Source organism: Micromonospora sp. MH33, from assembly GCF_003013775.1.
Classification (GTDB): domain Bacteria; phylum Actinomycetota; class Actinomycetes; order Mycobacteriales; family Micromonosporaceae; genus Micromonospora; species Micromonospora fulviviridis.
In genome coordinates, this window is record NZ_MUYZ01000068.1 from 1 (window position 1) to 26431 (window position 26431).

Annotated in this window: 23 protein-coding genes, 4 pseudogenes and 1 riboswitch; of the genes and pseudogenes, 13 read left to right on the forward strand and 14 right to left on the reverse strand. The window is 74.6% G+C overall.

Annotation, left to right across the window (positions count from 1 at the left end):
• A pseudogene (locus B0E53_RS13495) lies at window positions 1-449 on the reverse strand (YbjN domain-containing protein); the annotation flags it as partial.
• Entirely contained in the window at window positions 446-925 is a 480-nt protein-coding gene (locus tag B0E53_RS13500) for a YbjN domain-containing protein (RefSeq protein WP_107076388.1), read from the reverse strand. The pseudogene B0E53_RS13495 and the gene B0E53_RS13500, both read right to left, overlap by 4 nt.
• Before the next feature lie 196 nt (window positions 926-1121).
• On the opposite strand from B0E53_RS13500, the gene B0E53_RS13505 reads away from it, so the two are divergent.
• Window positions 1122-3392 (forward strand): DNA translocase FtsK, encoded by a 2271-nt coding sequence (locus B0E53_RS13505; protein ID WP_107076389.1) that lies wholly within the window; start codon window positions 1122-1124, stop codon window positions 3390-3392.
• Window positions 3393-3454: 62 nt separating this feature from the next.
• Here B0E53_RS13505 and B0E53_RS13510 read toward each other — a convergent pair whose 3' ends face one another.
• Together B0E53_RS13510 and B0E53_RS13515 are read right to left on the reverse strand one after the other, a co-directional pair.
• A complete protein-coding gene (locus B0E53_RS13510; RefSeq protein ID WP_091312087.1) occupies window positions 3455-3700 on the reverse strand; it encodes a hypothetical protein in 246 nt (81 codons plus the stop codon).
• A 97-nt stretch (window positions 3701-3797) separates the two neighbouring features.
• Complete coding sequence (locus tag B0E53_RS13515; RefSeq protein WP_107076390.1) at window positions 3798-4112, reverse strand: SMR family transporter; 315 nt, start codon at window positions 4110-4112, stop codon at window positions 3798-3800.
• Between the two features lie 53 nt (window positions 4113-4165).
• A riboswitch (guanidine-III (ykkC-III) riboswitch) is annotated at window positions 4166-4229 on the reverse strand.
• A gap of 96 nt (window positions 4230-4325) precedes the next feature.
• Between B0E53_RS13515 and B0E53_RS13520 the strand changes: the two genes are divergently transcribed.
• From B0E53_RS13520 to B0E53_RS13545, 6 genes and pseudogenes are all read left to right on the forward strand, one after another.
• The gene (locus B0E53_RS13520) at window positions 4326-5249 is read left to right on the forward strand and encodes an ornithine cyclodeaminase family protein (RefSeq protein ID WP_168215314.1); all 924 of its coding nucleotides are present in this window, start codon (window positions 4326-4328) and stop codon (window positions 5247-5249) included.
• Window positions 5250-5325: 76 nt separating this feature from the next.
• The gene (rimO, locus tag B0E53_RS13525; protein ID WP_107076392.1) at window positions 5326-6825 is read left to right on the forward strand and encodes a 30S ribosomal protein S12 methylthiotransferase RimO; all 1500 of its coding nucleotides are present in this window, start codon (window positions 5326-5328) and stop codon (window positions 6823-6825) included.
• 47 nt (window positions 6826-6872) lie between these two features.
• Window positions 6873-7454, forward strand: a complete 582-nt coding sequence (gene pgsA / locus B0E53_RS13530; RefSeq protein WP_107076393.1) for a CDP-diacylglycerol--glycerol-3-phosphate 3-phosphatidyltransferase — start codon at window positions 6873-6875, stop codon at window positions 7452-7454.
• Window positions 7455-7552: 98 nt separating this feature from the next.
• Window positions 7553-8116 carry a CinA family protein gene (locus tag B0E53_RS13535; protein ID WP_107076394.1) on the forward strand — a complete coding sequence of 188 codons (564 nt, stop codon included), beginning with the start codon at window positions 7553-7555 and terminating at the stop codon, window positions 8114-8116.
• A 226-nt stretch (window positions 8117-8342) separates the two neighbouring features.
• Window positions 8343-8792, forward strand: a complete 450-nt coding sequence (locus B0E53_RS13540; RefSeq protein ID WP_107076395.1) for a helix-turn-helix transcriptional regulator — start codon at window positions 8343-8345, stop codon at window positions 8790-8792.
• Window positions 8793-8958: 166 nt separating this feature from the next.
• A pseudogene (locus B0E53_RS13545) lies at window positions 8959-9687 on the forward strand (PspA/IM30 family protein); the annotation flags it as partial.
• 39 nt (window positions 9688-9726) lie between these two features.
• On the opposite strand, the pseudogene B0E53_RS13550 reads toward B0E53_RS13545, so the two are convergent.
• Window positions 9727-10251 (reverse strand): annotated as a pseudogene (locus tag B0E53_RS13550) (NADH-quinone oxidoreductase subunit C); the annotation flags it as partial.
• 112 nt (window positions 10252-10363) lie between these two features.
• Between B0E53_RS13550 and B0E53_RS13555 the strand changes: the two are divergent.
• On the forward strand, window positions 10364-11410 hold the full coding sequence (locus B0E53_RS13555; RefSeq protein ID WP_210406053.1) for a glucose 1-dehydrogenase: 1047 nt from the start codon (window positions 10364-10366) through the stop codon (window positions 11408-11410).
• A gap of 40 nt (window positions 11411-11450) precedes the next feature.
• Here the strand turns inward: B0E53_RS13555 and B0E53_RS13560 are convergent, their stop codons facing one another.
• Both B0E53_RS13560 and B0E53_RS13565 read right to left on the reverse strand, forming a co-directional pair.
• Window positions 11451-12767: a DUF2252 domain-containing protein gene (locus tag B0E53_RS13560; protein ID WP_107076397.1), complete on the reverse strand. Its 1317-nt coding sequence runs from the start codon at window positions 12765-12767 to the stop codon at window positions 11451-11453.
• 36 nt (window positions 12768-12803) lie between these two features.
• A complete protein-coding gene (locus B0E53_RS13565) occupies window positions 12804-13379 on the reverse strand; it encodes an NADH-quinone oxidoreductase subunit B (protein ID WP_107076398.1) in 576 nt (191 codons plus the stop codon).
• Window positions 13380-13515: 136 nt separating this feature from the next.
• On the opposite strand from B0E53_RS13565, the gene B0E53_RS13570 reads away from it, so the two are divergent.
• The 3 genes from B0E53_RS13570 to B0E53_RS13580 all read left to right on the forward strand — a co-directional run bounded on the left by B0E53_RS13570 (window position 13516) and on the right by B0E53_RS13580 (window position 16428).
• Entirely contained in the window at window positions 13516-14085 is a 570-nt protein-coding gene (locus tag B0E53_RS13570; RefSeq protein ID WP_107076399.1) for a SigE family RNA polymerase sigma factor, read from the forward strand.
• Window positions 14078-15268: a hypothetical protein gene (locus B0E53_RS13575; protein ID WP_107076400.1), complete on the forward strand. Its 1191-nt coding sequence runs from the start codon at window positions 14078-14080 to the stop codon at window positions 15266-15268. The genes B0E53_RS13570 and B0E53_RS13575 overlap by 8 nt, the downstream gene beginning before the upstream one ends.
• Window positions 15269-15477: 209 nt before the next feature.
• Window positions 15478-16428: a hypothetical protein gene (locus tag B0E53_RS13580; RefSeq protein ID WP_107076401.1), complete on the forward strand. Its 951-nt coding sequence runs from the start codon at window positions 15478-15480 to the stop codon at window positions 16426-16428.
• 56 nt (window positions 16429-16484) lie between these two features.
• Here B0E53_RS13580 and B0E53_RS13585 read toward each other — a convergent pair whose 3' ends face one another.
• The 3 genes from B0E53_RS13585 to B0E53_RS13595 all read right to left on the reverse strand — a co-directional run bounded on the left by B0E53_RS13585 (window position 16485) and on the right by B0E53_RS13595 (window position 19745).
• Window positions 16485-17960 carry an aminotransferase class V-fold PLP-dependent enzyme gene (locus B0E53_RS13585; RefSeq protein WP_107076402.1) on the reverse strand — a complete coding sequence of 492 codons (1476 nt, stop codon included), beginning with the start codon at window positions 17958-17960 and terminating at the stop codon, window positions 16485-16487.
• Window positions 17961-18027: 67 nt separating this feature from the next.
• Entirely contained in the window at window positions 18028-19398 is a 1371-nt protein-coding gene (locus B0E53_RS13590) for an MFS transporter (protein WP_107076403.1), read from the reverse strand.
• 32 nt (window positions 19399-19430) lie between these two features.
• Window positions 19431-19745, reverse strand: coding sequence for an MGMT family protein (locus B0E53_RS13595; RefSeq protein ID WP_107076404.1), 315 nt, complete (start codon window positions 19743-19745; stop codon window positions 19431-19433).
• A 13-nt stretch (window positions 19746-19758) separates the two neighbouring features.
• Here B0E53_RS13595 and proB point away from each other — a divergent pair, with 13 nt between their 5' ends.
• Together proB and B0E53_RS13605 are read left to right on the forward strand one after the other, a co-directional pair.
• Window positions 19759-20916: a glutamate 5-kinase gene (proB, locus tag B0E53_RS13600; protein ID WP_107076405.1), complete on the forward strand. Its 1158-nt coding sequence runs from the start codon at window positions 19759-19761 to the stop codon at window positions 20914-20916.
• 11 nt (window positions 20917-20927) lie between these two features.
• Window positions 20928-22169 carry a glutamate-5-semialdehyde dehydrogenase gene (locus B0E53_RS13605; protein ID WP_107076406.1) on the forward strand — a complete coding sequence of 414 codons (1242 nt, stop codon included), beginning with the start codon at window positions 20928-20930 and terminating at the stop codon, window positions 22167-22169.
• A gap of 201 nt (window positions 22170-22370) precedes the next feature.
• Here B0E53_RS13605 and B0E53_RS13610 read toward each other — a convergent pair.
• The 4 genes and pseudogenes from B0E53_RS13610 to B0E53_RS13625 all read right to left on the reverse strand — a co-directional run.
• Window positions 22371-23240: pseudogene (locus B0E53_RS13610) on the reverse strand (hypothetical protein); the annotation flags it as partial.
• Window positions 23241-23310: 70 nt separating this feature from the next.
• The gene (moeZ, locus tag B0E53_RS13615; RefSeq protein ID WP_210406054.1) at window positions 23311-24558 is read right to left on the reverse strand and encodes an adenylyltransferase/sulfurtransferase MoeZ; all 1248 of its coding nucleotides are present in this window, start codon (window positions 24556-24558) and stop codon (window positions 23311-23313) included.
• Between the two features lie 41 nt (window positions 24559-24599).
• Entirely contained in the window at window positions 24600-25502 is a 903-nt protein-coding gene (locus B0E53_RS13620; protein WP_246835385.1) for a DUF3152 domain-containing protein, read from the reverse strand.
• 87 nt (window positions 25503-25589) lie between these two features.
• Window positions 25590-26390 (reverse strand): DUF3152 domain-containing protein, encoded by an 801-nt coding sequence (locus B0E53_RS13625; protein ID WP_107076407.1) that lies wholly within the window; start codon window positions 26388-26390, stop codon window positions 25590-25592.
• Window positions 26391-26431 lie beyond the last annotated feature (41 nt).

Sequence of the window (26431 nt, forward strand, 5' to 3'; positions counted from 1 at the left end):
CGGGCGGCCGGCTCGTCGCCCAGGTGGTCGGCGAGCCGGCAGCGCAGCTCGGCCACCGGCTCGGCGTCCGGGCCCAGCCGGTCGGCGAGATCGTCCAACAGGGAGCGGGCCTGGTCCAGGGCCACCCGGGGGGTGCCGAAGAGCGCCTCCACGGCCTGCCGCTGGTGCCGGCGCAGCCGTTCGGCCGCGTCGGGGCCGTCGAGCAGCCCCGGTTGCCGGTCCACCGTGGCCACGCAGCGGCGTACCGGCTCCACCGTCCGCCACCGGTCGCCGAGGTGCAGGTATGCCTCGACCAGCGCGAACCGCGCCGCCAGCCCGGTACGCGGGTCGCCGGTGGCGTCGGCCCGGGCGGCGATGCGTTCCAGCTCGGCGCAGCGGGCCTCGCCGTCGGGCAGGTCCCGGGCGTCGGCGAGCGCGTCGGCCAGGCCCCGGTCCCGGGAGGTGGTCACCGGACCGTCCCGCCGGGCAGGTCCGCCACGGCGGCGGCGAGCTGGCAGCCGGTGGTGACGCCGCAGTCGATGAGCTGGTCGAGCTGGTGCGGGGTGACGCCGCGTTCCAGGTCGGTGGTCACCTCGCCGCAGACCTGGGCCAGCCCGTCGTCGGCGACGTGCACGAACGCCTTCGGCCAGAGCCGGTCGTGGTTCCAGGCGTTGCAGAAGGCGTGCAGGTCGGGCACGCGCTCGATGCCGAACCGGTGTGCCGTGACGGTGCGCACCTGGAGCAGCTCACCGGCGCCGCCCCGCCGGAAGAACCAGATCAGGCTCTGGTCCCAGCGCCCCACCAGGTCGCCGTCGGCGTCCTGGGCCACCGCGCACCCCCGGTTGGCCAGCACGGCGGCGATCAGCTCGCCGGTCAGCGGTCGCAGCGCCTGCGGGTGTCCGGCCAGGGGGCCGTCCGGACCGTCCTCGATCTCCGGCGACGCCATGTGGGCATCCCTTCTGAGGCGAATAACACAAACGGCGGTGGATTCGTGCCGCGACGCGCGGACACGACCCGGAAAAGCGGCGATCTGCCGGGCCCGCCAGCCGGCCAAGAAGGCCACCAGGGCGACCGCCCGGCGGCGCCCCGCGCCCGGGCCGAGCCCGGCGGCCTTCGTCGGCCGCGCGCTGGGTGCCCTGTGGATGGCGCTGGCGCACGGCGTGGGCTGGGCGTTCCGGGCCGCCGGCCGGCAGGCCGCCACCACCCGCGAGCTGGACCCGGAGCACCGCCGCGATGGCGCCGGGCTGCTCCTGTTCGGCCTGGCCATCCTCAGCGCGGCGGGCATCTGGTCCGGCGGCGCCGGGCCGGTGGGCCGGCACCTCGCGGACACCGTGCGCCTCTTCTTCGGGGCGATCTCCATCGTGCTGCCGGTGCTGCTGATGGTGGGCGCCTGGCGGCTGATGCGGACCCCGGCCGATCCGGCGCACCGCGGGCGTGGCCTGGTCGGCTGGGGCTCCATGCTGCTCGCCACGGCGGCCATGCTGCACATCGGACAGGACCCGGTCGACGAGGTCCAGCGCGACTACGCGGGCGGCCTGCTCGGCGCCGGCGTGGGCGACCTGCTCAAGTCCGCGGTCACCGCCTGGGTGGCCATGCCGCTGCTGCTCCTGCTGCTGGTCTTCGGGCTGCTGGTGGTCACCGCGACCCCGATCAACAAGATCCCGGAGCGGCTCGGGCTGCGCGCCGCCCCGGTCCCGCCGCCCGACGCCGAGGAGACCGAGGCCGAGGCGGCGGCGAAGCCGGCCCGCAAGCGGGCGGCCAAGCGCCTCCCGCCGCCGGTGGACCCGCTGGACGCCGACGACGACCTCGACGGCGTCGACCTCCAGGACACCCTGGTGCTGCCGCGCAAGAAGGTGCCGGCGAGCCGCAAGCCGGTCGAGCCGCCGGAGCACTCGCCGCTGCCCACCCGCGCCGAGCAGCTCGCGCTCACCGGGCTGGCCGGCGACTACACCCTGCCGCCGGCCAACATGCTGGGCAGCGGGGCGGCGCCGAAGACCCGGAGCAAGGCAAACGACGAGGTGATCGCCGCGCTGACCGGCGTCTTCGAGCAGTTCGACGTGGACGCCGCGGTCACCGGCTTCACCCGCGGCCCGACGGTCACCCGCTACGAGGTCGAGCTGGGGCCGGGCGTCAAGGTCGAGCGGATCACCCAGCTCTCCCGCAACATCGCGTACGCCGTGAAGTCGCCGGACGTGCGGATCCTCAGCCCGATCCCGGGCAAGAGCGCGGTCGGGGTGGAGATCCCGAACACCGACCCGGAGAACGTGGCGCTCGGCGACGTGCTGCGCTCGCGGGCCGCCACCAGCGACCACCACCCGATGGTGGTGGCGCTCGGCAAGGACATCGAGGGCGGCTACGTGGTGGCCAACCTGGCCAAGATGCCGCACATCCTGATCGCCGGCGCGACCGGCGCGGGCAAGTCGTCCTGCCTGAACTCCCTGCTGGTGTCGGTCCTCACCCGGGCCACCCCGGACGAGGTGCGGCTGCTGCTCATCGACCCGAAGCGGGTCGAGATGACCGGCTACGAGGGCATCCCGCACCTGGTCACCCCGATCGTGACCAACCCGAAGAAGGCGGCCGACTCGCTGGAGTGGGTCGTCCGCGAGATGGACATGCGCTACGACGACCTCGCCGCCAACGGGGTCCGGCACATCGACGACTACAACCGCAAGGTGCGCAACGGCGAGATCAAGGCCCCGCCGGGCAGCGAGCGGGAGATCCGGCCGTACCCGTACCTGTTGGTGATCGTGGACGAGCTGGCCGACCTCATGATGGTCGCGCCGCGCGACGTGGAGGACTCGGTCGTCCGGATCACCCAGCTGGCCCGGGCCGCCGGCATCCACCTGGTGCTGGCCACCCAGCGTCCCTCGGTGGACGTGGTCACCGGCCTGATCAAGGCGAACGTGCCGTCCCGGCTCGCCTTCGCCACCTCCTCGCTGGCCGACTCCCGGGTCATCCTCGACCAGCCCGGCGCGGAGAAGCTGCTCGGCCGCGGCGACGGGCTGTTCCTGCCGATGGGCGCGTCGAAGCCGATCCGGATCCAGGGCGCCTGGGTGACCGAGCGCGAGATCCACGACGTGGTGAAGTTCTGCAAGGACCAGCGCGAGCCGGACTTCCGTCCGGACGTGCTCGCCCCCGCGCAGGACAGCAAGAAGAAGATCGACGAGGACATCGGCGACGACCTGGACCTGCTCGTGCAGGCGGTGGAGCTGGTGGTCACCTCGCAGTTCGGCTCGACCTCGATGCTCCAGCGCAAGCTGCGGGTCGGCTTCGCCAAGGCGGGCCGCCTGATGGACCTCATGGAGACCCGGGGCGTGGTCGGCCCGTCCGAGGGGTCCAAGGCCCGCGACGTGCTGGTCAAGCCGGACGAGCTGGAGGAGGTCCTGGCCGGCCTGCGCGGCGGCGAGGACTGACCCGACCCGGACAGACGTCAGGGCCCGCCGGTGCTCGCGGCGGGCCCTGACGCGTACCGGGGTCAGGAGTTGTAGATGGCGTAGCCGATGATCATGCCGATGACGGCGCCGACCACGCTGGCGGCGGCGGCGTACCAGCCGAGCGGCTTGTCGCCGAGCACCGCGCCGACGATGCCGAGCACCAGGCCGACCAGGCCGAACAGCGGCGGCAGGAAGAAGATCGCGATGACCGCGAAGACGAACGCGAGAATGGTGCAGACGCGCGCGGCGCTGCTGCGCGGGCGGGCGGTGGCGTGGATGTCGGCCATGGTGTCCTCCGTGAGTGGGTCTCCTCGGGTGGGGCGAGGGAGAACTACCCGCCCCGGCCCGGCGTCCAAACCGGACGTCCGCGCAGGCCGGAGGCGGTCAGTGGAAGAGCTTGAGGCCGACCACGCCGGCGACCACGAGCAGGAGGCAGGCGATCCGGGGCAGGCTGGCCGACTCGCCCAGCGCCACCATGCCGACCACGGCGGTGCCGACCGCGCCGATGCCGACCCACACCGCGTAGCCGGTGCCGACCGGGATGTCGCGCAGCCCGTACGCCAGGCCGGCCATGCTGGCCACCAGCGTGACGACGAAGACCAGGGAGGGGAGCGGGCGGGTGAAGCCGGCGCTGCGGTCCAGGGAGATCGCCCAGGCGGTCTCCAGCAGTCCGGAGAGCACCAGCACGAGCCAGGCCATGGGTCACCTCTGACGGGACGGGCCCGGCCACCGGGGCCGGGACGGGCGGTCACGCGGGGCGTCTTGGCCTGACCGGGTACGCCCACCACTCGTCCGGGGCGGCACGGGGCCGCCGAGGCCGACGCTAGCACCGCCGGGGCCGGCGGGCCGGCACGGTGACGAACCCCACCCTCACTGGAGTTCACGCGAACTTCAGGTTGCACCATGGTCGGCATGACCGTGGTCTTCTCCGACGAGGACGTCGCCGCCGCCGTGGACGCCCCGCTCACCGTCGCCGCCATGCGGGACGCGCTGCTGGCCGCGTACGAGGGGCGGCTGATCGCCCCGCCCCGGGCGTCCGCCCCGCTCGGCGGCGGCCGGATGGTGCTCACGGCCGGGCACCTCACCGGCGAGTGGTACGGCTTCCGCTCGTACGACACGTTCGGGCACCCGGAGAGCGGGCAGCTGGTGGTGCTGCACGACGCGGGCACCGGGGCGGTGCGCGCCATCGCGGTCGGCGAGGAGCTGGGCTCGCGGCGCACCGGGGGGCTGGGCGGGGTGGCCGTGGACGCGCTGGCCCGCCCCGACGCGGCCACCCTCGGCGTGGTGGGCTCCGGGCGCCAGGCGTGGACCCAGGTCTGGGCCGCCGCCGCGGTGCGCCCCCTGCGCGAGGTGACCGTGCACAGCCGCTCGGCGGCCCGCCGGGAGGCGTTCGCCGCCCGGGTCCGGGCCGAGCTGGGCGTGCCGGCCCGCGCGGTCGACTCGGCCGCCGCGGCGGTGCGCGACCGGGACCTGGTGGTGCTCGCCACCACCAGCACCACCCCGGTGCTGGCCGCCGCCGACCTCGCCCCGGGCACCCACGTCAACACCGTCGGCTTCAAGCAGGTCCACCGGCACGAGTTCGGGACCGACCTGCTGGACGCCGCCCACCTGCTGGTCACCGACTCGCCCGCGCAGGCGGCCGCGTACGCCCCGCCGATGCTCGCCGCCGTCGAGCCGTACGCGGACCGGCTGCGCGACCTGGGTGCGGTGCTGGCCGGGGCGGTCCCGGGAAGGACCGGCGCGGACGAGATCTCGGTCTTCTGCTCCACCGGCCTGGCCGGCACCGAGGTCTTCCTGCTCGACCGCCTGGCCCGGGTCGGCGCGGCGGCCCGCTGACTTGCGGCTCGGTGTGAGCCGGCCGATGCCGGCGGCCCGCCGTCGTGGGGTTCCCGCCGCGGCCCGGTACCCTCGGATGGTGTCTGCCACCTCCCCCTCCACCCCCGACGGCCGTCGTGTCGCCCTGCTGACCCTGGGTTGCGCCCGTAACGAGGTCGACTCGGAGGAGTTGGCCGCCCGGCTGCACGCCGACGGCTGGCAGGTGACCACCGACGGCGAGGGCGCCGACGTGGTGGTCGTGAACACGTGCGGTTTCGTGGAGAAGGCCAAGCAGGACTCGATCCAGACGCTGCTGGCCGCCGCCGACACCGGCGCCAAGGTGGTCGCCGCCGGTTGCATGGCCGAGCGGTACGGCCGCGAGCTGGCCGACAGCCTCCCCGAGGCGCAGGCGGTGCTCAGCTTCGACGACTACCCGGACATCGCGGCCCGGCTGGACGCCGTGGTGGCGGGCGAGGCGCTCGGCGCGCACACCCCGCGCGACCGGCGCGAGCTGCTGCCGCTCACCCCCGTGAAGCGCCGGGAAGCGGCAGTGTCGCTGCCCGGCCACGGCACCCCGACCCGGGTCGCCGCCGAGGCCGACGAGCACACCCCGGCGCACCTGCGGCAGGTGCTGCGGCATCGGCTCGACACCGGGCCGGTGGCCTCGCTCAAGCTCGCCAGCGGCTGTGACCGGCGCTGCGCGTTCTGTGCCATTCCGGCGTTCCGTGGGGCGTTCGTCTCGCGTACCCCGGACGAGTTGCTCGCCGAGGCGGAGTGGCTGGCCAAGACCGGCGTGCGTGAGCTGGTGCTGGTCAGCGAGAACTCCACCTCCTACGGCAAGGACCTGGGCGACCCCCGGGCGCTGGAGAAGCTGCTGCCGCAGCTCGCCGCGATCGACGGCATCGTGCGGGTGCGGGCCAGCTACCTCCAGCCCGCCGAGACCCGGCCCGGCCTGGTCGAGGTGATCGCCACCACGCCGGGCGTGGCCGCGTACTTCGACCTGTCGTTCCAGCACTCCAGCGAGCCGGTGCTGCGCCGGATGCGCCGGTTCGGCTCCACCGACCGGTTCCTGGAGCTGCTCGCCTCCGCCCGCGCGCTGGCCCCGGAGGCGGGCGCGCGGAGCAACTTCATCGTCGGCTTCCCCGGCGAGACCCGGCAGGACGTGGCCGAGCTGGTCCGGTTCCTCACCGAGGCGCGCCTCGACGCGATCGGCGTGTTCGACTACAGCGACGAGGACGGCACCGAGGCCGCCGGGCTGCCCGGCAAGGTCTCCGCCGCGACGATCAAGCGGCGCTACGACAGGCTCGCGGCGCTCGCCGACGAGCTCTGCTCGCAGCGGGCCGAGGAGCGGCTCGGCTCGACCGTGGAGGTGCTGGTCGACTCGGTCGCCGACGGAGTGGTCGAGGGGCGGGCCGCCCACCAGGCGCCCGAGGTCGACGGCTCGACCACCCTGGTCGGCCCCCGGGGCGGCGGGGTGGACCTGACCGCGCTGCGCCCCGGCGACCTGGTCCGGGCCACGGTCACCGCGACCGAGGGTGTCGACCTGGTCGCCGTACCGGATGAGATGATCTCGGCGGCGCCCGGCGCGGCACGGTGACGGCGGGCCCGGACAGAACGGGGAAGCCACGTGGGGCGGTGCCGGACATGACCGGAGCGGAGTCGACGGTGGCGGCCCCGGTGCCCCTGCTCAACGCGGCCAACGTGCTGACCGCGGTGCGGCTGGTGCTGGTCCCGGTCTTCGCGGTCACCGTGGTCGCCTCCGCGATGAGCCACGCCGGCTGGCGGATGGCGGCCTGCCTGATCTTCGTGGTCGCCTCGGCGACCGACCTGGTGGACGGCTGGATCGCCCGCCGGTTCGGGCTGGTCACCTCGCTCGGCAAGGTGGCCGACCCGATCGCCGACAAGGCCCTCACCGGCGCCGCCCTGGTGCTGCTCTCCTGGTACGACCGGCTGCCCTGGTGGGTGACCGTGGTGATCCTCGCGCGCGAGCTGGGCATCACCGCGCTGCGCTTCTGGGTGATCCGGCACGGCGTGATCGCGGCCAGCCGCGGCGGCAAGATCAAGACCGCGCTCCAGATCCTGGCGATCACCTGGTACCTCTGGCCAATGCCCGACGCGCTGGCCCCGGTGGGTCCCTGGATCATGGGCGCGGCCGTGGTGGTCACCGTGGTCACCGGCTTCGACTACGTCGCCCAGGCGCTCCGGCTGCGCCGGCCCACCCGCTGAGCCCGGCCGGCGCGGCGCGTCGCCGGCGATAACCTCATGATCGGCGAATCCGTCCGCAGGATGAGTAGGTCGCGGCGGTGGGGGAAGAAGGGGCCGGCATGGGGACGGATGCGAAGCACGAGCGGCCCGCCGGCAGTCCGGCGGCCTCGGTGGTGCACAGCCTGCACGAGCGCAAGGAGACACTGGCCACCGTCGAGTCGCTGACCGGCGGGCTGCTCTCCGCCGCGATCGTGGAGATCGCCGGGGTGAGCGGGATCTTCCGGGGCGGCCTGGTGGTCTACGCCACCGAGCTGAAGTCGGAGCTGGCCGGCGTACCGGAGGACCTGGTGGCCCAGCGCGGACCGGTCGACCCGGACGTGGCCGCCGCCCTCGCCGAGAGCGGGCGGCGGCGTTGCGGCGCCGACTGGGGGCTGGCGACCACCGGCGTGGCCGGGCCGGAACCCCAGGACGGCAAGCCGGTCGGCCTGGTCTACGTCGCCGCGTCCGGGCCCGACGGCACCGAGGTACGCGAGCTGCACCTCGACGGTGGCCGGGACCACATCCGCGCGGCCGCGGTGATCGAGGCGCTGCGCCTGCTCGCCGAGCAGATCCACGCCGCCGTCGAGGCCGACGAGGCGGAATCCGCGGGCGACGCCGACCGGGCGGGGGCCGGCCAGCGGTGAGCCGGTCGTCGACCCGCCCGATCCCGGGAATACCGGCCCGGGGCCGTCGGCCGGCCCGCGCGGTCGGTTCCGCAGGATTGGAGAGGCGGGGGGGGATGTCGTCGGGGCGACCAACGGGTACGGTTGCGGGAAGGCTCCGGCGGGCGACGTCGGCGCCGGGCGGCACCACCGCGCCCGGCGCGGCACGCGCGGCCGGAGATGGTGGTCCCGTACAGGGGGAGGTGCGATGGTCCTGCTACGCCGCGTGATCGGTGACGCACTGCGGGCGCGCCGGCAGGGGCAGCACCGCACCCTCCGCGAGGTCTCGTCCGCCGCCAACGTGAGCCTGGGTTACCTCTCCGAGATCGAGCGCGGCCAGAAGGAACCCTCCAGCGAGCTGCTGGCCGCGATCTGCGACGCGCTCGGCGCCCGCCTCTCCGAGCTGCTCCGTGAGGTCAGCGACACGGTTGCGCTGGCCGAGCAGATGCCCGGGGTGCTGGTCCCGATGGCCGACGAGCCGGTCGAGTCGACCTCGGTCGCGCCGGCGGCCGTGCGCAAGGCGACCAACCGGGGGGTCCGCCAGGTCACCTCCGACGGCTCGGTGGCCGTCCAGGTCCGCCAGGACTCGCCGCTCAAGGCGACGCTGCGCAGCACCCGGGTCCGCCCCGCGGACCGGGACGTGGTCTGCGCCGCCTGATCCCACCCGCCGCGTCGTGGCCGCCGGTGGCGACCGCGTCGTACTGTTGATCAGGGTCGTACGGGTGCCGGGTTGGCGTCCGACTGGGACGATGGAGGCACACCGCGCGGCTCGCCGGTCGACCCCGGTCGAGGCGACGCGACGCTACTGAGGGGACAAGGCGGAGATGGCGAACCCGTTCGTCAAGGGCTGGAAATACCTGATGGCGCTCTTCGGCGCGAAGATCGACGAGCACGCCGACCCGAAGGTGCAGATCCAGCAGGCCATCGAGGAGGCCCAGCGTCAGCACCAGGCGCTGGTCCAGCAGGCGGCCGCGGTGATCGGCAACCAGCGCCAGCTGGAGATGAAGCTGTCCCGGCAGATGACCGAGGTCGAGCAGCTCCAGGGCAACGCCCGGCAGGCCCTGGTCCTGGCCGACCAGGCCCGGGGCCGCGGCGAGGAGGCCGAGGCGGGGCGCTACGAGCAGTCCGCGCAGCTGCTCGCCAGCCAGCTGGTCTCCGCCGAGCAGGCGATGGAGGACCTCAAGACCCTGCACGACCAGGCGCTCGGCGCGGCCGCGCAGGCCCGCAAGGCGGTCGAGAACAACTCGATGATCCTCCAGCAGAGGCTCGCCGAGCGCACCAAGCTGCTCAGCCAGCTCGAGCAGGCCAAGATGCAGGAGACCGTGGCCCGCTCGCTGGAGTCGATGTCCGCGCTCACCGCGCCCGGCACCACCCCGTCGCTGAACGAGGTACGGGACCGGATCGAGCGCCGCTACGCCGACGCGATGGGCCGGGCCGAACTGGCCGGCAACTCCGTCGAGGGCCGGATGCTGGAGATCCAGAAGGCGAGCCTCGACTCGGCCGGGTCGGCCAGACTGGAGCAGATCCGGTCGAGCATGGCCGGCGAACAGCTCGGCGGCCGGCAGGAGCGCCTCGCGGGGCAGCCGAGCGACCCGGCGGCCGCCGCCCGCCTCCGACTCGCCCGGTTCCTTCGCGCCCGGCCACGGCTTGGCGACCCGGGAGGCGAGCACGAACTCCTTGCGCAGCGGGTGGCCCTCGAACTCCGGCGGCAGCAGCAGCGGCCGCAGTTCGCCATGCCCGTCGAAGCCGATGCCGAACATCTCGTGGGTCTCCCGCTCGTGCCAGGCCGCGCCGGGGAAGACGTCGACCACGGACGCCACGACCGGCGTCTCCCGGGGCACCCGGGTGCGCAGCAGCAGCCCGTGCCGGTGCCGGGTCGACCAGAGGTGGGTCACGATGTCGAAGCCCTCGGCCAGCTCGTCGACCGCCGACAGCCAGTCGAAGAAGTCGCAGCCCAGCTCGGCGTCGCCGCGTGCCGCGCGCACCGCGTCGCGCCAGCTCGCCGGGGGTACGTCGACGGTGGCGCGGGCGTACCCCTGACCGCCGGAGACCGACGCGGTGGCCTCGACGGGCGCGAGCAGCGCGACCACCCGACGGCCGACCTCTTCCGGAGTCATGCCGCTGATCCTATGGCCGACGCCCCGGAGCCGCGTCGGGCGTCCACGCCGCCCGGGCGGGATCCGCCGCTTTGCCGGGCACGTGGGCCTCGGGCGGGGAAGGATGAACACCGTGCGCGCTGTCACTGTGACTCCCGGCGTCCCCAATTCCCTGCGCCTCGACGAGGACTGGCCCGAGCCGCCCACGGAAGAGGGCGCGATCCTGGTGCAGGCCCTGGCGGTCGGCATCTGCGGGACCGACCAGGAGATCATCGCGGGCGAGTACGGCCAGGCCCCGCCCGGCCAGGAACGGCTGGTGCTCGGGCACGAGGCGCTGGGCCGGGTGCTGGAGGACCCGACGGGGACCCTCCAGCCCGGCGACCTGGTGGCCGGGATCGTCCGGCACCCGGACCCGGTGCCCTGCCCGAACTGCGCCGTCGGCGAGTGGGACATGTGCCGCAACGGCCGGTACACCGAGCACGGGATCAAGGCGCTGCCCGGCTTCGCCCGGGACCGCTGGCGGGTGCAGCCCAGGTTCGCCGTCGGCCTGGACCCGACGCTCGCCCCGGTCGGGATGCTGCTGGAGCCCACCAGCGTGGTGGCGAAGGCGTGGGACCACATCGAGCGGATCGGCAGCCGGGCCGTGTGGCAGCCGCAGAGCGTGCTGGTCACCGGGGCCGGACCGATCGGTCTGCTGGCCGCTCTGCTCGGCATCCAGCGCGGGCTGTCGGTGCACGTGCTGGACCGGAACAAGACCGGTCCGAAGCCGGAGCTGGCCCGCTCGCTCGGCGCGACGTACCACACCTCGACCGTGGCGGAGCTGGACTTCCAGCCGGACGTGGTGGTGGAGTGCACCGGCGCCCCGGTCGTGGTGTTGGACGCGATGCGCAAGGCGGGGACGAACGGCATCGTCTGCCTGACCGGGGTGTCCAGCGGCGGCCGGACGATCGACTTCGACGCGGGGGCGCTGAACCGGGAGCTGGTGCTGGAGAACAACGTGGTCTTCGGCTCGGTGAACGCCAACCGGCGGCACTGGGAGCTGGCGGCGGAGGCGCTCGCCCGGGCCGACCAGTCCTGGCTGAGCTCGCTGGTCACCCGCCGGGTGCCGGTCTCCTCGTACGCCGACGCCTACGCCTCCACCGGCGCGGACATCAAGGTGGTGCTCGACTTCGAGCAGTGAGGCGGGGCGGCGGAGCGCGGGCTCCGGCGCCCCGGGAGCCTCAGATGCCGGGGAGCCGGCCGTTGCGGAACAGGTCCACGAAGAGCTGGTGGTCCTCGCGGGCCCGGATGCCGTAGGTGTGCGCGAAGTCGATCAGGTAGGCGACGAAGCGCTCCGCGTCGGCGTCCACGACCGCGACGATCGCCTCCTCGGTGGAGTAGTCCACCAGGTCGTGGCTGGACTCGTCGTCGGCCACCGAGTGCATCCGGGCCACCGCCCGGCCCAGGTCGGTGAGCACCCCGCCGAGCTCCTCCGGCTCGTTGACGTCGGCCCAGTCGAGGTCGGCCGCGTACGGGGAGACCTCGGCGACGAGCTGGCCGGCCCCGTCCAGCTCGGTGAAGCCCAGCCACGGGTCGGCGTGCGCCTGCAACGCCCGCTGCGACTCGGCGGTCCGGTGCCCCTGGTGCCGGAAGTACGAGCGGACCCGCTCGTCGTCGATGTGCCGCGCCACCGCCGGCACCTGGGCCTGCTTCATGTAGATGACGACGTCGTTCTCCAGCGCCTGGGTGTGCCCCTCCAGCAGCAGGTTGTACGAGGGCAGCCCGGCCGAGCCGATGCCCACGCCCTTGCGCAGCACCACGTCCTTGATGTTCGCGGCGACCGGACGGAGCCGGGCGCTCCCCTCCGGCAGCGTGCCCAGGTAGTCCTGGAACGCGGCGCAGACCTGCTCCCGGGTCGCGGCGTCGACCTCGTAGACCCCGTCGCCGAGGGAGAACCGGCGCTCGTAGTTGTCGATGGTGGTCTGCGCGGCGAGCAGGTCGACCCGGGTGTTCAGCCGGGCCTGCTGGAGCACCCGGCGCAGCACGCCGTCGGCGTTGTCCAGGGTGATCGAGCCGATCGCGTCGTCGCCGCCGGCCGCGATGGCCCGCAGCTCGGCCAGGTACGACCGGGCGAAGCAGGCCACCAGCTCGCCGATCACCCGGTCGGAGAGCGCCTTGGCGTAGCCGAGCAGGGCCACGCTGGCGGCGAAGCGCTTCAGGTCCCAGGAGAACGGCCCGACGTACGCCTCGTCGAAGTCGTTGACGTTGAACACGAGCTGCCCGGAGGCGTTCATGTAGGTGCCGAAGTTCTCGGCGTGCAGGTCGCCGTGGATCCACACCCGGCTGGTCCGGTCGTCGAGGAACCGGTCGCTGGCGAAGTCGCCGCGCTGGTCCGCGTAGAAGAGCGAGGCGCTGCCCCGGTAGAAGGCGAACGGTGAGGCGGCCATCTTGCGGAACTTGCGGCGGAACGCCGCCGGGTCGATCGCCATCGACGCGCCGAACTCCTCGGTCAGCACGTCGACGATGAAGGCGGAACGCTTGTCCGCGGACTGGGTCATGGTCCGCAGGCTAGACCTCGGCCGCCACCTCGCGGGTCAGCCGGCCGGGGGACGTACCGGCGGCGCGGTGAGGGATTGCACCGGCCGGGGGGTGCTCTCCGCGGGCCGCGGGTCGACCGGCGGGGCGAGCCGGTCGGGGCGCGGCACGCCGCCGAGGCCGGACTCCTCGGCCGCGATCTTCTCCTGGAGGCGGAGGATGCCGTGCAGCAGCGCCTCCGGGCGGGGCGGGCAGCCGGGCACGTAGACGTCGACCGGGATGAGCTGGTCGACGCCCTTGGTCACCGAGTAGGAGTCCCAGTAGGGCCCGCCGCAGTTGGAGCAGGCGCCGAACGAGATCACGTACTTCGGCTCGGGCATCTGGTCGTAGAGCCGCTTGATCGCCGGGGCCATCTTGTCGGTGACCGTGCCGGAGACCACCATGAGGTCGGCCTGGCGGGGGCCGTGGGCGAACGGGATCACGCCGAGCCGCATGAAGTCGTGCCGGCCCATGCTGGTGGCGATGAACTCGATGGCGCAGCAGGCCAGCCCGAAGTTGAACACCCAGAGGGAGTAGCGGCGGCCCCAGTTCAGCACGAACCGGATCGGCTCGCCGAGCACGGCCGGCAACTGCACCTCGCGCCTCCCCTCGCCTGTCTTCGAGTTGACAGTCAACCACAGCACCCGGGACGGCAACCGGCGCAACCGGGGCCCGCGTCAGGGCGTGTGACGGGCGTGACCGCGCCGGCGGCACGTGCACGGGGAGGATCGGATGACGGTGACGAGGGAGCCACGGCTCGGCGAGCCGCCGCCCGGGGAGACAGCGGACCGGCCGGAACGCCCGGACCGGGGCGAGGCGATCGACTTCGACGGGCTCTACCATGCGCACTTCCGGTCCCTGACGCTCCAGCTCGCCGCCTACTGCGGCGACCTGTCGCAGGCGCAGGACCTGGTGCAGGAGGCGTTCTGCCGGGCGTTCGCCCGCTGGTCGCGGGTGTCCCGCTACGACGACCCGGTGGCCTGGGTACGCCGGGTCGCCTGGAACCTGGCCACGAGCCGGTGGCGGCGGCTGCGCACGGCCCAGTCCTGGCTGCACCGGCAGCGCGAGGAGCACGTGCCGGGTCCGGGCCCGGACCGGGTGGCGCTGACCGCCGCGCTGGCCCAGTTGCCGACCCCGCAGCGCCGCGCCGTGGTGCTGCACTACCTGGCCGATCTCAGCGTCGTGCAGATCGCGGAGCAGGAGGGGGTGCCGGAGGGCACGGTCAAGTCCTGGCTGCACCGGGGCCGGGCCGCGCTGGCGGCCCAGCTCACCACCACGAACGAGGTGAACCACCATGACTGAGCTCGACGACATCCTGGTCAGCGGCGAGTTCGCCGCGTTCCGCGAGGCGTACGCCCCGGCGGTGCACCCGGCCGGGACGACGGCGGTGCGGGACACCGTCCGCCGCCGGCGCCGTCGTACCGCGGTGGTCGCCGCGGCGGCCGTGGTGCTCGCCGTGGCCATCCCGGTGGGCGCGAACGCCGCCCTGCACCGGCCCGATCCGCCCCCCGGGCCGGCGCAGACCGCCACCCCGACCCCGTCGGAGACGACCACCTCGCCGACCCCGCCTCCGCCGGCGCCGAGCACGGCCAGCCCCACCCCGGCCGCCCCGAACGGGCGGATCAGTCGGTCCCAGCTCCTGGCTGCCCGGATCGACCTGCCGGCCTGGCGACCCGGCCAGGTGTGCAAGGCAGGACCGACGCGGATCGCGGACACCTACCGGCAGGAGGGCGACGTCCTGCTGGAGGACCTCGCCTACGGCGATGTGGACGGCGACGGCGCGGTCGAGACCGTCGCCCTGCTCCGCTGCCTCATCTTCCAGAGCGGCCCGTCCCAGGTGGTGGTCCTCGACCGGGATGCCGCCGGGCGGATCGTCGTCCTCGGCCAGGTCACCCGCTCCGAGGCGCCGGGCCCGCAATGGCTGCTGGCCGTGCAGGTCACCAGTCGCGGCACGGTCCGGGTGGAGATGGCCGACATCGGGCCCGGCGGCGGCTGGTCGCTGGACTGGTCACAGCGCCAGTGGCGGGGCTACCGGTGGACCGACAAGGGCTTCACCCAGGTGGACGGCCCGTCCTCCTTCGGCCCGAACAAGCACCTGGTCGACCTGACCGTGACCGCGGGCGACGTGGCCTGGGGTGCGAAGGAGGCCGACGGCACGCGTACCGGCACGATCACGGTCACCGTGCGGAACCTCAGTCAGGTGCCGGCCGACCTGGTCGAGTTGCACCTGCGGATGCAGGTGGGGACCACGGCCGACGGGGGCGACTGGTCGGCCTGCCAGGGCGGCCCGCCGCCGAAGGGGCCCATCATCTGCCGGTTCGGCCCCCTCGGCCCGGGCGCGACCCGCACCTTCCGGTTCGGCCTGCGGAACTCGAACACCGCCAGCGGCACCGGCATCGCGGAGGTCACGCCGATCGGCACGGAAGCCGATCCGCTGATGGATCCGGTGCAGGAGAACGACGAGGAGCGTTACACCTACCGCTGAACCACCTGCGCGTGCGGCCCGCCCGGAGAACTCCCGGCGGGCCGTACGTCCTCGCGCGTTCCAGACCCGGTTGCATGGGCCGTCAACCCTTCCGATCGGTCGCATCGCGGACAGACCGGGCCGCAACCCGGTGCGGGTCCGAGACGTGGCAACCAGTGTCACCGCGGCGGACCAGCCGTCGCGGCAACGGGGATCACGGGAGGACTTCAATGACCACACGCAACGGACGCCGGCTGGCCGCCGTCCTGGTCGGCTCGGTCGCGGTGCTGCTGGCGCTCGCCGCACCCGCCGCGGCCGCGCCTGCCGGCCGCAGTCCCGACGCCGACGTGTCGGTGGGCCGGCTGGTGCTCGACCCGACCGCGCGCGGCTATCAGGGCAGCCTGCCGGTCACGGTGACCAACCGCGGTCCGGTCGCCACGTACTTCAGCATCGTCGTGGTGGAACCGGTCGCCGGCTCGCTGGGCAACCTGAGCCCGGAGGAGGCGTGCGGCTTCGGGGCGCCCGAGGGCAACCGGCGGACCGCCACCTGCAGCGTGCCGGGCGGCGACATCGAGCCGGGCGAGAGCCGGAAATTCTCGATCGCCTTCGAGGTGCTCACCCCGACTCGGGACGTCGCGATGATCGCGGAGGGCGGCCGGATCTCGGTGAACGTCGGCGACGGTGAAGACGAGGTCGCCGACCGGGCCACCTTCGCCGCCCGTTTCCGCTCCGCCTCGGGTTCCCTGCGCAACCCGGTGCCGTACGTGCAGGACAGCCAGGCCCGCGCCTCGATCACCACGGCCGGTGCCGTGACGCTGAGCCGTCAGGAGGACGGCAGCTACTTGGGCCGGTTGCCGGTGACCGTCCGGTGGGCCGGTGACACCGCGCATGAACTCCTCTGGGCCGACGCGACGGGGCTGCCCGCAGGCGTGGTGATCTGGGGCACCGACCCGCAGGACATGCCGGGCTTCACCAACTTCGTGGTGCCGGGCGGCCGCTTCCTGACCGGTGAGCAGCGGAGCTTCGACGTGCTGCTCCGCGCCGAGCCGGAGACCGTTGCGGGTGACCTCGGCACCGTCACGTTCCAGCTCAACACCCAGTGGTACGGCCAGACGGTGGCCGACGCCGAGCCGGCGGACAACACCGCCTCGTTCACCGTGACGGCGGCCGACGCGAGTTGACCGTCCGCGAGGGCCCGGAACCGCCAGCCGGTCCGGGCCCTCGGCGTCGGCGGAGGTCACCAGGTCGGGCGCTGGAGCAGCCCGACGAACTCCACGAGCAGCCGCTCCCGCAGCCGCACCGGGGCCGCCTGGAGCAGCGTGTTCACCGCCGCCATCCGGTCCGGCGCCGCTCCCGCGCCGAGTCCGAGGCCGGCAGCGAGCCCGGCGATCAGGTCCGGGGTGAGCGCCTCCGGGGTGAGGCTGCCGGCGAGCCCCAGCAGTTCCGGCGGCAGCACGACCGGCCCGGCTGCCCGGGCGGCCGCCGCCGCCTCGGCCAGCGCCGGGCCGAACTCGGCCACCCGCGGAGCCACCGCCGCGGTCACCGTGAGGTGCACGCTCGCCGGCAGGCCCGCGTACGCGAGCTGCGGCTGGGTGTGCCAGCCCCGGGCGGTCAGCTCGTCCACCAGCACGAACAGGTCCAGCCCCGGGTCGTCGGCGGCGAAGCAGACCACTGTCGACTCGGGCTCGGCCAGCAGCCGCAGGCCGCCGACCGCGCGGACCGCGTCGGCCAGCCCGGCGACCGCGTCCCGGGTCACCGCGGCCAGCCGCAGGTAGCCGTCCTCGCCGAGGTGCCGCAGGGTGGCGTACGCGGCGGCGATCGGCCCGCCCGACCGGGTCGAGGCGATCACCGGGTTGACCATGGTGTAGCCGGGCCAGTCGGCGTACGCGAAGAACTGCGACGCGCGCAGCCCCGGATCCCGGTGCAGCAGCACCGACACGCCCTTCGGGGCGTACGCGTACTTGTGCAGGTCGACCGAGATCGAGGTGACCCCGGGCACGGCGAAGTCGAACGGGGGCACCGGCGCGCCGAGCCGGCGCAGCCAGGGCAGCGTCCAGCCGCCGAAGCAGGCGTCGACGTGGCAGCGCACCCCGGCCGCCGCCGCCACGGCCGCGATCTCCGCCACCGGGTCCACCACGCCGTGCGCGTACGACGGGGCGGAGGCGACGACCAGCACGGTCTCCGGCCGGATCGCGGCGGCCACGTCGGCGGCGGCCGGGCGCAGGGTCACCGGGTCCACCGGCACCGGGTCGAGGGCCACCCGCAGGTAGTGGGCCGCCTTGGCGAAGGCGGCGTGCCCGCTGACCGGCACCACGATCCGCGGCTCGGTGGGGTCGGGCCGGGCGTCCCGGGCCGCCTTGACGGCCAGTATCAGCGACTCGGTGCCGCCGCTGGTGACGCTGCCGACCACGTCCGGCGCGGACGTGCCGGGGCCGCCGCCGAGCAGCCGGGCGGCCGCCCCGACCAGCGCGTTCTCCATGGCCAGCAGGGACGGGAAAGCGGTCGGGTCGAGGCCGTTGACGTGCGCGCTCTCCGCGTGGGCGGCCTGCGCCAGCTCGTCCAGGCCGGCCACCCCGGGGTCGTAGACGTAGGCGAACAGCCGTCCGCCGTGCGTCGGCCGGTCGGCCTCCCGCAGGGCCCGGATCTCGTCGAGCACCCGCGCCGCGGGCACCCCCTCGACGGGCAGCGCGCCCGTCCCTGCCGTGTCGGTCATCGGTCTCGGGTGTTCCTCTCGTGACGGTCCGCGGCACGCGCCGGATGGGCGGACGGGTACGCGTGCCTCACGCCCGCGCCGCCGGCGCGACGGCACCGGGCGCGGGCGGGGCGGCCAGTTGGGCCGGGGTGAGGGTGTAGCCGCGCAGCAGCACCACCGGGGCGGCGACCAGCAGGGCCGGCAGGACGGTGAAGCCGAGCAGGACGCCGAGCCGCGCGGTCGCCGACTGGGCGGCCGCCGTGCCGGTGGACGAGGAGACGTAGCCGGAGAGCTGGAGGACCAGGCCGTAGATGCCGGGGCCGAGGGCCAGGCCGAAGGTCTCCCCGGCGGTCCACAACCCGGTGAACACGCCCGCCTGCCGCCGGCCGGTGCGCGCGGTGTCGTAGGCGATGCAGTCCGGCAGCATGGCCAGCGCGAAGACCTGCTGGCCGGCGTAGCCGACGCCGATCAGCGCGACCACTGCGTACACGCCGGCGGCCGGCAGCGCCGGGGACGCGACCAGGGCGAGGGCGCCGGCCGCGAAGAGCAGCGACGCGGCGACCAGCGCGGCGCGCTTGCCCAGCCGGGCGCCGGCCCGGGTCCAGAGCGGCATGACCAGCAGCGCCGGGCCGACGAAGCAGGCGAAGAGCAGGGTCGGCCCGCTGTCCGGGGCGCGGAGCACCTGGTCGGCGAAGTACTTCACGCCGGCCAGCACGGTGGCCACCCCGGCGGACTGGATCACGAAGCAGGCCAGCAGCACCCGGAACGGCCGGTTGCGGCCGGCGACGGCGAGCTGGGCGCGCAGGCTCGGCTCGCTCTCCCCCACCGTGCCGGTCGGCGCGGACCGGGTGCCGAGGAACGCGCTGACCGTGCCGGCCACGATCAGCGCCGCCACGAACAGGCCCATCCAGCGGTGCCCGGGCACGCCGTCGCCGCCGGCGGTCACCACGGCCGGGGCCACCGCGCCGGAGACCAGGATGGCCAGCGCCAGCACCGCGATCCGCCAGCTCATCAGCCGGGTACGCTCCGCCGGGTCGTCGGTCAGCTCGGCGGGCATCGCCACGTAGGGCACCTGGAAGAAGGCGAACGCGGTCGCGGTGGCCAGGAACGCCAGGGCCACGTACGTCCCGGCGGCCGGTCCGGTGCCGAACGGCGCCGCGAAGATCGCGGCGAAGAGCACGGCCAGCGCCAGCCCGCCGACGAGCAGCCAGGGCCGGCGCGCGCCCCAGCGGGACCGGGTCCGGTCGGAGATCCGCCCGGCGACCGGGTTGACCAGCACGTCCCACGCCTTCGGCAGGAGCACGAGCAGGGCGGCCACCCCGGCCGCGACGCCCAGCGTGTCGGTGAGGTACGGCAGCAGGAGCAGCCCCGGCACCGTCCCGAACGCGCCGGTGACCAGCGATCCGAGCGCGTATCCGGCGTGCACCCGGCGAGGCAGGCTCCCGCCCGTTCCTGTCATGGAGCCGAATGCTACTCACGTTATGTCGGCGGTCACATCCCCTCGTCGGGCGACCAGGCGGCCGCCGCCATGTCCACCCCGGCGGGGCGCAGCGGGCAGCCCTCGGCGCGCAGCCGGGCCCGCGCCTCCACCTCGTGCCCCGGTGGCAGCCGGCCGGCCGAGTTCACCACCCGGTGCCAGGGCACCCCGCCCCCGTGCCGGGCCATGATCGAGCCGACCAACCGTGCCGAGGCCCGCCCCGACCGCTCCGCGAGGGCGTCGGCCACCGCCCCGTACGACATCACCCGGCCGGGCGGGATCCGCTCGACCAGGTCCAGCACCGCCTCGACGTACTCGTCAGGTGTCACGGGCTGCCACGATATGGGAACGCGCCGAGGGGCGACGGACCGCAGCGCGCAGAATGGTCGGGTGCGCGAAGCAGTCACCTCGGCCCGCCGGATCGTCGTCAAGATCGGATCGTCCTCGCTGACCACCCCGGCGGGCGGCCTGGACGACACCCGGGTCGACGCGCTGGTCGACGCGCTCGGCGCGCTGGCCGCCGCGGGGCGTGAGGTAGTGCTGGTGTCCTCCGGAGCGATCGCCGCCGGCCTGGCCCCACTCGGGCTGCCCCGGCGCCCCCGCGACCTGGCCACCCAGCAGGCCGCCGCCAGCGTCGGGCAGGGCCTGCTCATCGGCCGGTACGCGGCGGCCTTCGCCCGGCACCGGTTGACCGTGGGGCAGGTGCTGCTCACCGTCGACGACGTGACCCGGCGGGCGCACTACCGCAACGCGTACCGGACCCTGCGCAAGCTGCTCGACCTGCGGGCCGTGCCGATCGTCAACGAGAACGACACGGTGGCCACCGAGGAGATCCGGTTCGGCGACAACGACCGGCTCGCCGCGCTGGTCGCCGCCCTGGTCGACGCCGACCTGCTGGTGCTGCTGTCGGACGTGGACGCGCTCTGGACCGGTGACCCGGCCCGCGCCGGCAGCACCCGGATCACCGAGGTGCACGGCGAGGGCGACCTGGCCGGCGTCGACATCGGCGGGGCCGGCCGGGCCGGGGTGGGCACCGGCGGCATGGTCACCAAGGTCGAGGCGGCCCGGATCGCCACCGGCTTCGGCATCCCGGTGGTGCTCACCGCCGCGCCGCTGGCCGCGCCGGCGCTGGCCGGCGAGCCGGTCGGCACCTTCTTCCACCCGAGCAGCCGGCGCCCGGCCGCCCGGCTCTTCTGGCTGGCGCACGCCACCGCGCCGCGCGGCCGGCTGCACCTCGACCCGGGCGCGGTGCAGGCGGTGGTGGGCCGGCGCAAGTCGCTGCTCCCGGCCGGGATCACCGCGGTGGACGGCGCGTTCACCGCCGGGGACCCCGTGGACCTGGTCGACACCGAGGGCGCGCCGGTCGCCCGCGGGCTGGTCAACTACGACGCGGTCGAGCTGCCCGGGCTGCTCGGCCGCTCCACCACGGAACTCGCCGCGGCGCTCGGCCCGGCGTACGAACGGGAGGTCGTCCACCGCGACGACCTCGTACTGCTGTGAGGAGTGCGCACATGAGCGTGGTCGAGCAGGCCCGCCGGGCCCGGGGCGCGGCGGAGGCCCTCGCGGTCGCCACCCGTACGGTCAAGGACGCCGCGCTGCACGCGATGGCCGACGCGCTGGTGGCGCGTACCCCGGAGCTCCTGACCGCGAACGCGGCGGACCTGGTGGCCGGGCGGGAGGCCGGGCTGAGCGCGGCCGTGCTGGACCGGCTGGCCCTCGACGAGGGCCGGGTGGCCGGCATCGCCGACGCGCTGCGCCAGATGGCCGCGCTGCCCGACCCGGTCGGCGAGGTGGTCCGCGGCGGGACCCTGCCCAACGGGCTGGAGCTGCGCCAGGTCCGGGTGCCGTTCGGGGTGGTCGGCATCATCTACGAGGGCCGCCCCAACGTGACCGTCGACGCCGCCGGGATCTGCCTGAAGTCCGGCAACGCGGCACTGCTGCGCGGCTCCTCCTCGGCGGCGCACTCCAACGCCGCCCTGGTCACGGTGCTCCGCGACGCCGTCGCCGGGGCCGGCCTGCCGGCCGACGCGGTGCAGCTCCTCGACGCCAGCACCCGCGACTCGGTCAAGGAGCTGATGCGCGCCCGGGGCCTGGTCGACGTGCTGATCCCGCGCGGCGGCGCGTCGCTGATCCGGACCGTGGTCGAGGAGTCCACCGTGCCGGTGATCGAGACCGGGGTGGGCAACTGCCACGTCTACGTGGACGCCGCCGCCGACCTGGCCAAGGCCGTGGCGGTCACCCTGAACTCCAAGACCCAGCGCCTCTCCACCTGCAACACCGCCGAGTCGCTGCTGGTGCACGCGGGCGTCGCGGACGCCTTCCTGCCGGCCGTGCTGGCCGCCTTCGCCGACGCCGGGGTGACCGTGCACGGCGACGCGCGGGTGGCTGCGTACTCCGACGCGGTGGTGCCGGCCACCGAGGAGGACTTCGACACCGAATACCTCTCCGCCGACATCTCGGTCGCGGTGGTCGACTCGCTGGACGCGGCGGTCGCGCACATCCGGCGGCACGGCACCGGGCACACCGAGGCGATCGTCACCGACTCCCAGCCGGCGGCCCGCGAGTTCGTGGCCAGGGTGGACGCCGCCGCGGTGATGGTGAACGCCTCCACCCGGTTCACCGACGGCGGCGAGTTCGGCTTCGGCGCCGAGATCGGCATCTCCACCCAGAAGCTGCACGCCCGTGGCCCGATGGGGCTGCCCGAACTGACCAGCACCAAGTACGTGGTCACCGGGGACGGCCACCTGCGCTGACCGGCCGGCCCGGCAGGTTCAGGCGGTGGGCGCGGCCGGCTCGGGCGGCGCCGACTCCGGTGGTGGAGCGGACGGCGGGGCCGGCCTCGGCAACGGCACGACGGGCGGCAGGACCAGCTCGCCCGGGGACGCCGCGCGCTGCGGCGGCACCAGCGGCGCGACGAACGGCGCGCCGGAGACCGGGGCCTCGGGCGTGGTCGGGCGGCAGGCGCGGATCGCCCGCAACGTGGTGTGCACGTCGAACTGGTGGCCGTCGTCGCTGTCCCAGCCGCCGTCGCTGCGCTGGGTCTCGGCCAGCCGCCGGCGGGCCGAGACCAGCAGCCACTGCTCCTCGCCCACGTCGACCCGACGCAGCGTGGCGGCGAGCCAGGCCACGTCGGCCGGGGACATCTGCGGGATGCGGTCGGCCAGCACCGCCTGGATCCGGGCCGACTCGTAGTACATCTGCTGGCGGTGCAGCACGGCCGCGGCGAGCCAGCCGGCCGGCAGGAAGGACGGCCAGCTGCCGTCCGGCGCGAGCTGGGCGGCGAGCGCCTGGGCGGACGCCTGCACCACGCCGGCGTACGCCCCGCCGACCCGGTGGTCGAGCGGGCCGGCGGCGCGGGCGTCCAGCCCGGCCACGGTGAGCCAGAACCCGGCGTTGGCGGTCAGGAAGAGCCGCGCCTCGGGGTCGCCCGGGGTGGCCCACTCCGGGGCGAACCCGGCCAACGACGAATCCTCGTCCCAGCCGCCGTCGGCGAGCTGCCGGGCGGCCAGCCAGTCCAGGGCGTGCCGGGCGGCCGGGCGGCCCAGCGCCCCGAGGTCGTCCAGCTCGGCCAGTCGATAGCAGGTCGCGTCGACCGAGGCGACCTCGCCGTCGAGCACGGCGGGCCAGCCGCCGCCGGGGGCCTGCCCCGACTCGGCCGCGTCAAGCAGTTCGGGCGGCACCGGGGCGCCGGTGCGCAGCCGGGAGAGGCGGGCGCGGTCCACCGCGTCGCCGTGCGCCACGACGAAGCCGATCGCCGCGTCCAGATCCACCACGGCAGTCACGCTACCGGCGCAAACGTGGTTATGCCTCGGTAGCTCGGCCAGGGGTGGCCCGGCCCACCGGCGGTACGCGAAGGGCCCTCCCGGCACACCGGGAGGGCCCTTCGACGCGACCTCAGTACGCCGGCAGCGACGGGTCGATCTGCTTGATCCAGGAGAGCACCCCGCCCTGGACGTGCACGGCGTCCCGGAAGCCGGCCGCCTTGAGCGCGGCGAGCGCCTCGGCGGAGCGGACGCCGGACTTGCAGTGCAGGACGATCTGCTTGTCCTGCGGGAGCTTCGCCAGCGCGTCGCCCGAGATGATCTCGCCCTTGGGGATGAGGGTGGCGCCGGGGATCCGGACGATCTCGTACTCGGCCGGCTCGCGGACGTCGACCAGGAAGATGTCCTTGCCGGCGTCCTGCCACTCCTTCAGCTCCAGCGCGGTGATGGTCGAGTCGACCACCGCCTCCTGCGCCTCGTCGGAGACCGCGCCGCAGAAGTCCTCGTAGTCCTCCAGCAGGTCGGTGACCGTGGGGTTCTCGCCGCAGAGCACGCAGTTCGGGTCCTTGCGGACCTTGATCTTGCGGTAGCTCATCTCCAGGGCGTCGTAGACCATCAGCCGGCCGACCAGCGGCTCGCCGATGCCGGCCAGCAGCTTGATCGCCTCGTTGACCTGGATCGACCCGATGGACGCGCAGAGCACGCCCAGCACGCCGCCCTCGGCGCAGGACGGGACCATGCCGGGCGGCGGCGGCTCCGGGTAGAGGCAGCGGTAGCAGGGACCGTGCTCGGCCCAGAACACCGACGCCTGGCCGTCGAACCGGTAGATCGAACCCCAGACGTACGGCTTGCCGAGCAGCACGGCCGCGTCGTTGACCATGTAGCGGGTGGCGAAGTTGTCGGTGCCGTCGACGATCAGGTCGTACCGGGCGAAGATCTCCCGGACGTTGTCCCGGTCCAGCGCGGTGTTGTGGATCTCCACGTTGACCAGCGGGTTGATCTCGCGGATCGAGGCGGCGGCGGACTCGGCCTTGGACCGGCCGACGTCGGAGACGCCGTGGATGACCTGGCGCTGGAGGTTGGACTCGTCGACGGTGTCGAAGTCGATGATGCCGAGGGTGCCGACACCGGCGGCGGCGAGGTACAGGAGGGCCGGCGAGCCGAGGCCACCGGCGCCCACACAGAGCACCCGGGCGTTCTTCAGCCGCTTCTGCCCCTCCACCCCGACGTCCGGGATGATCAGGTGGCGCGAGTAGCGGCGGATCTCGTCTACGGTCAGCTCGGCGGCGGGCTCGACGAGCGGGGGCAACGACACGGTGGACTCCCCGGGATCGGCGGTGGGACCGCGCCATTGTCGCTCGCCCCGGTAGGGATCGGCCATGATGAGGGCCACGTCGCCCGACATGCGGGAGCGGGAATAACTCAGAGCCCGTCGGTGGGCTCGCCCACGTAGCGAACCCCGTCGACGTACGGCCAGGCGTTCGCCACGCAGCCGTCCAGCCCGTACGTCTGCTGCTGCATCACCGGGGCCGGCGCGCCGGGCCCGGGGCAGGCCTGGTGCAGCTCACCGAACTCGTGCCCGACCTCGTGGTTGACCACGTACGTCCGGTAGACCTCCAGCGGGGCGCCGTAGTCGGGCACCGCCTCCATCCAGCGGGCCAGGTTGATGACGACCCGTCCGGGCAGCCGGCAGGAGGTGTACCGCTCGGTGCTCAGTCCGCCCTCGGCACACATCCGCTCCGAGGTGGCCGGGGTGGCCAGGTAGATGGTGAAGTCGGCGGCGGACGCCTCGGGCACCCGCTGCACCCGCAGCTCGCCGGAGGCGATCCAGCTGCGCGGGTCGCCGAGCACCGCGTCCACCGTGGCGGCGAACTCGTCGGCGTCCTGCCCGGCGTCCCGCTCGACCTCGACCCGGTAGCGACGCAGCGGACCGTCGTGGCCGCGTACGGGTGACCGGCCGTCGGCGGCGGCGAAGCTGCCGGGCCCCGCGGTGGGATAGTCGCCGGAGTCGTTCCGGGTCCCCGCGCCGGCGCCGTTGGCCAGCGACGGGTCGGCGGCGGAGAGCGGATGCCGGGCGGACAGGTGCACCGGCCCGTCCAGGCCGGCCAGCCGGGTCGCCTCGAAGGCGCCGGCACCCGCGGCGAGCAGCACCGCCAGGAGCAACACGGCCCGCCGGCGGCGGCGCCGCATCCGGCGCAGGCCGGGACGGGCCGGCGCCGGGGTCCCGGGGTGGGCCGGCGGACGGTCGAAGTCGAGCCGGGGCGACGGGCGGTCGCCGGCCGGCGCGGGGTCCTCAGGCGGGTCGTAAGGGGACGACGGCGTCATGACACCAGCGTGCCATGGCAATTCGGGCAATTGGCCCTTTTTGCCTGTCCTCCCGCGAAATACTTCTCATCGCCACGATCAGGTCCTTCACACCGGCGGACCGGTGTACCGCTTCCCGCCCACGTACGGCCACGGATTCGGCCGGCAGCCGTTCAGGAAGAGCGTCTGCTGCTGCATCACCGGCGCCGCCCGGCCCGGCCCCGGGCAGGCCTCGTGATGGTGTCCCAACTGGTGACCCACCTCGTGGTTGATCACGTAGAGCCGGTAGGTGTCCAGCGGCAGCTTCGCCGCGACCAGGTGCGGCGCCGAGGTCCGCCACCGGTCCAGGTTGATCACCACCTTGCCGGTGACCCGACAGGACGTGTACGGCACGCCGCCCACCCGGATGTTGATGCCCCCGGCGCGGCAGAGCCGGCCGGCGGTGTCCCGGGTGGCCAGGTAGATGGTGAAGTCGGACGGGCTGCCCGGGCCGACCCGCTGCAACCGCAGCCGGCCACCGTCCACCCAGCTCCCCGGCCCGGCCAGCGCCCGCTGCACGGCGTCGCCGAAGGCGTGCACGTCCTCCCCGGAGCCGTCCTCCACCGCCACCCGGAACCGGCGCAGCACCCCGGACCGGCCCAGCACCCCGCCGGCCCGGTCGTCGTAGCCGAAGCTCCCCCGCCCGTGCGCGGGCACCGGTCCGGGCAGGCTCAGCACCGGCGCCACCGGGGCGCTCGACACCGGGTCCGGTGACAGCGACGGCGAGGGCGAGGCGCCCGACGGCGGCGGCGCGCTGCCCGGCACGGGTGAGCGGGCCACCGAGCCGGCATCGACCAGCGCCTCGGCCGACGGATGTTGCACGGCGACGCCGATGCCGACCACGGCGGCGGCGAGGAAGGCGCAGACCACGACGGCGGAACGCCAGCGGCCGGCGGGCGGGGCGGTGGGCC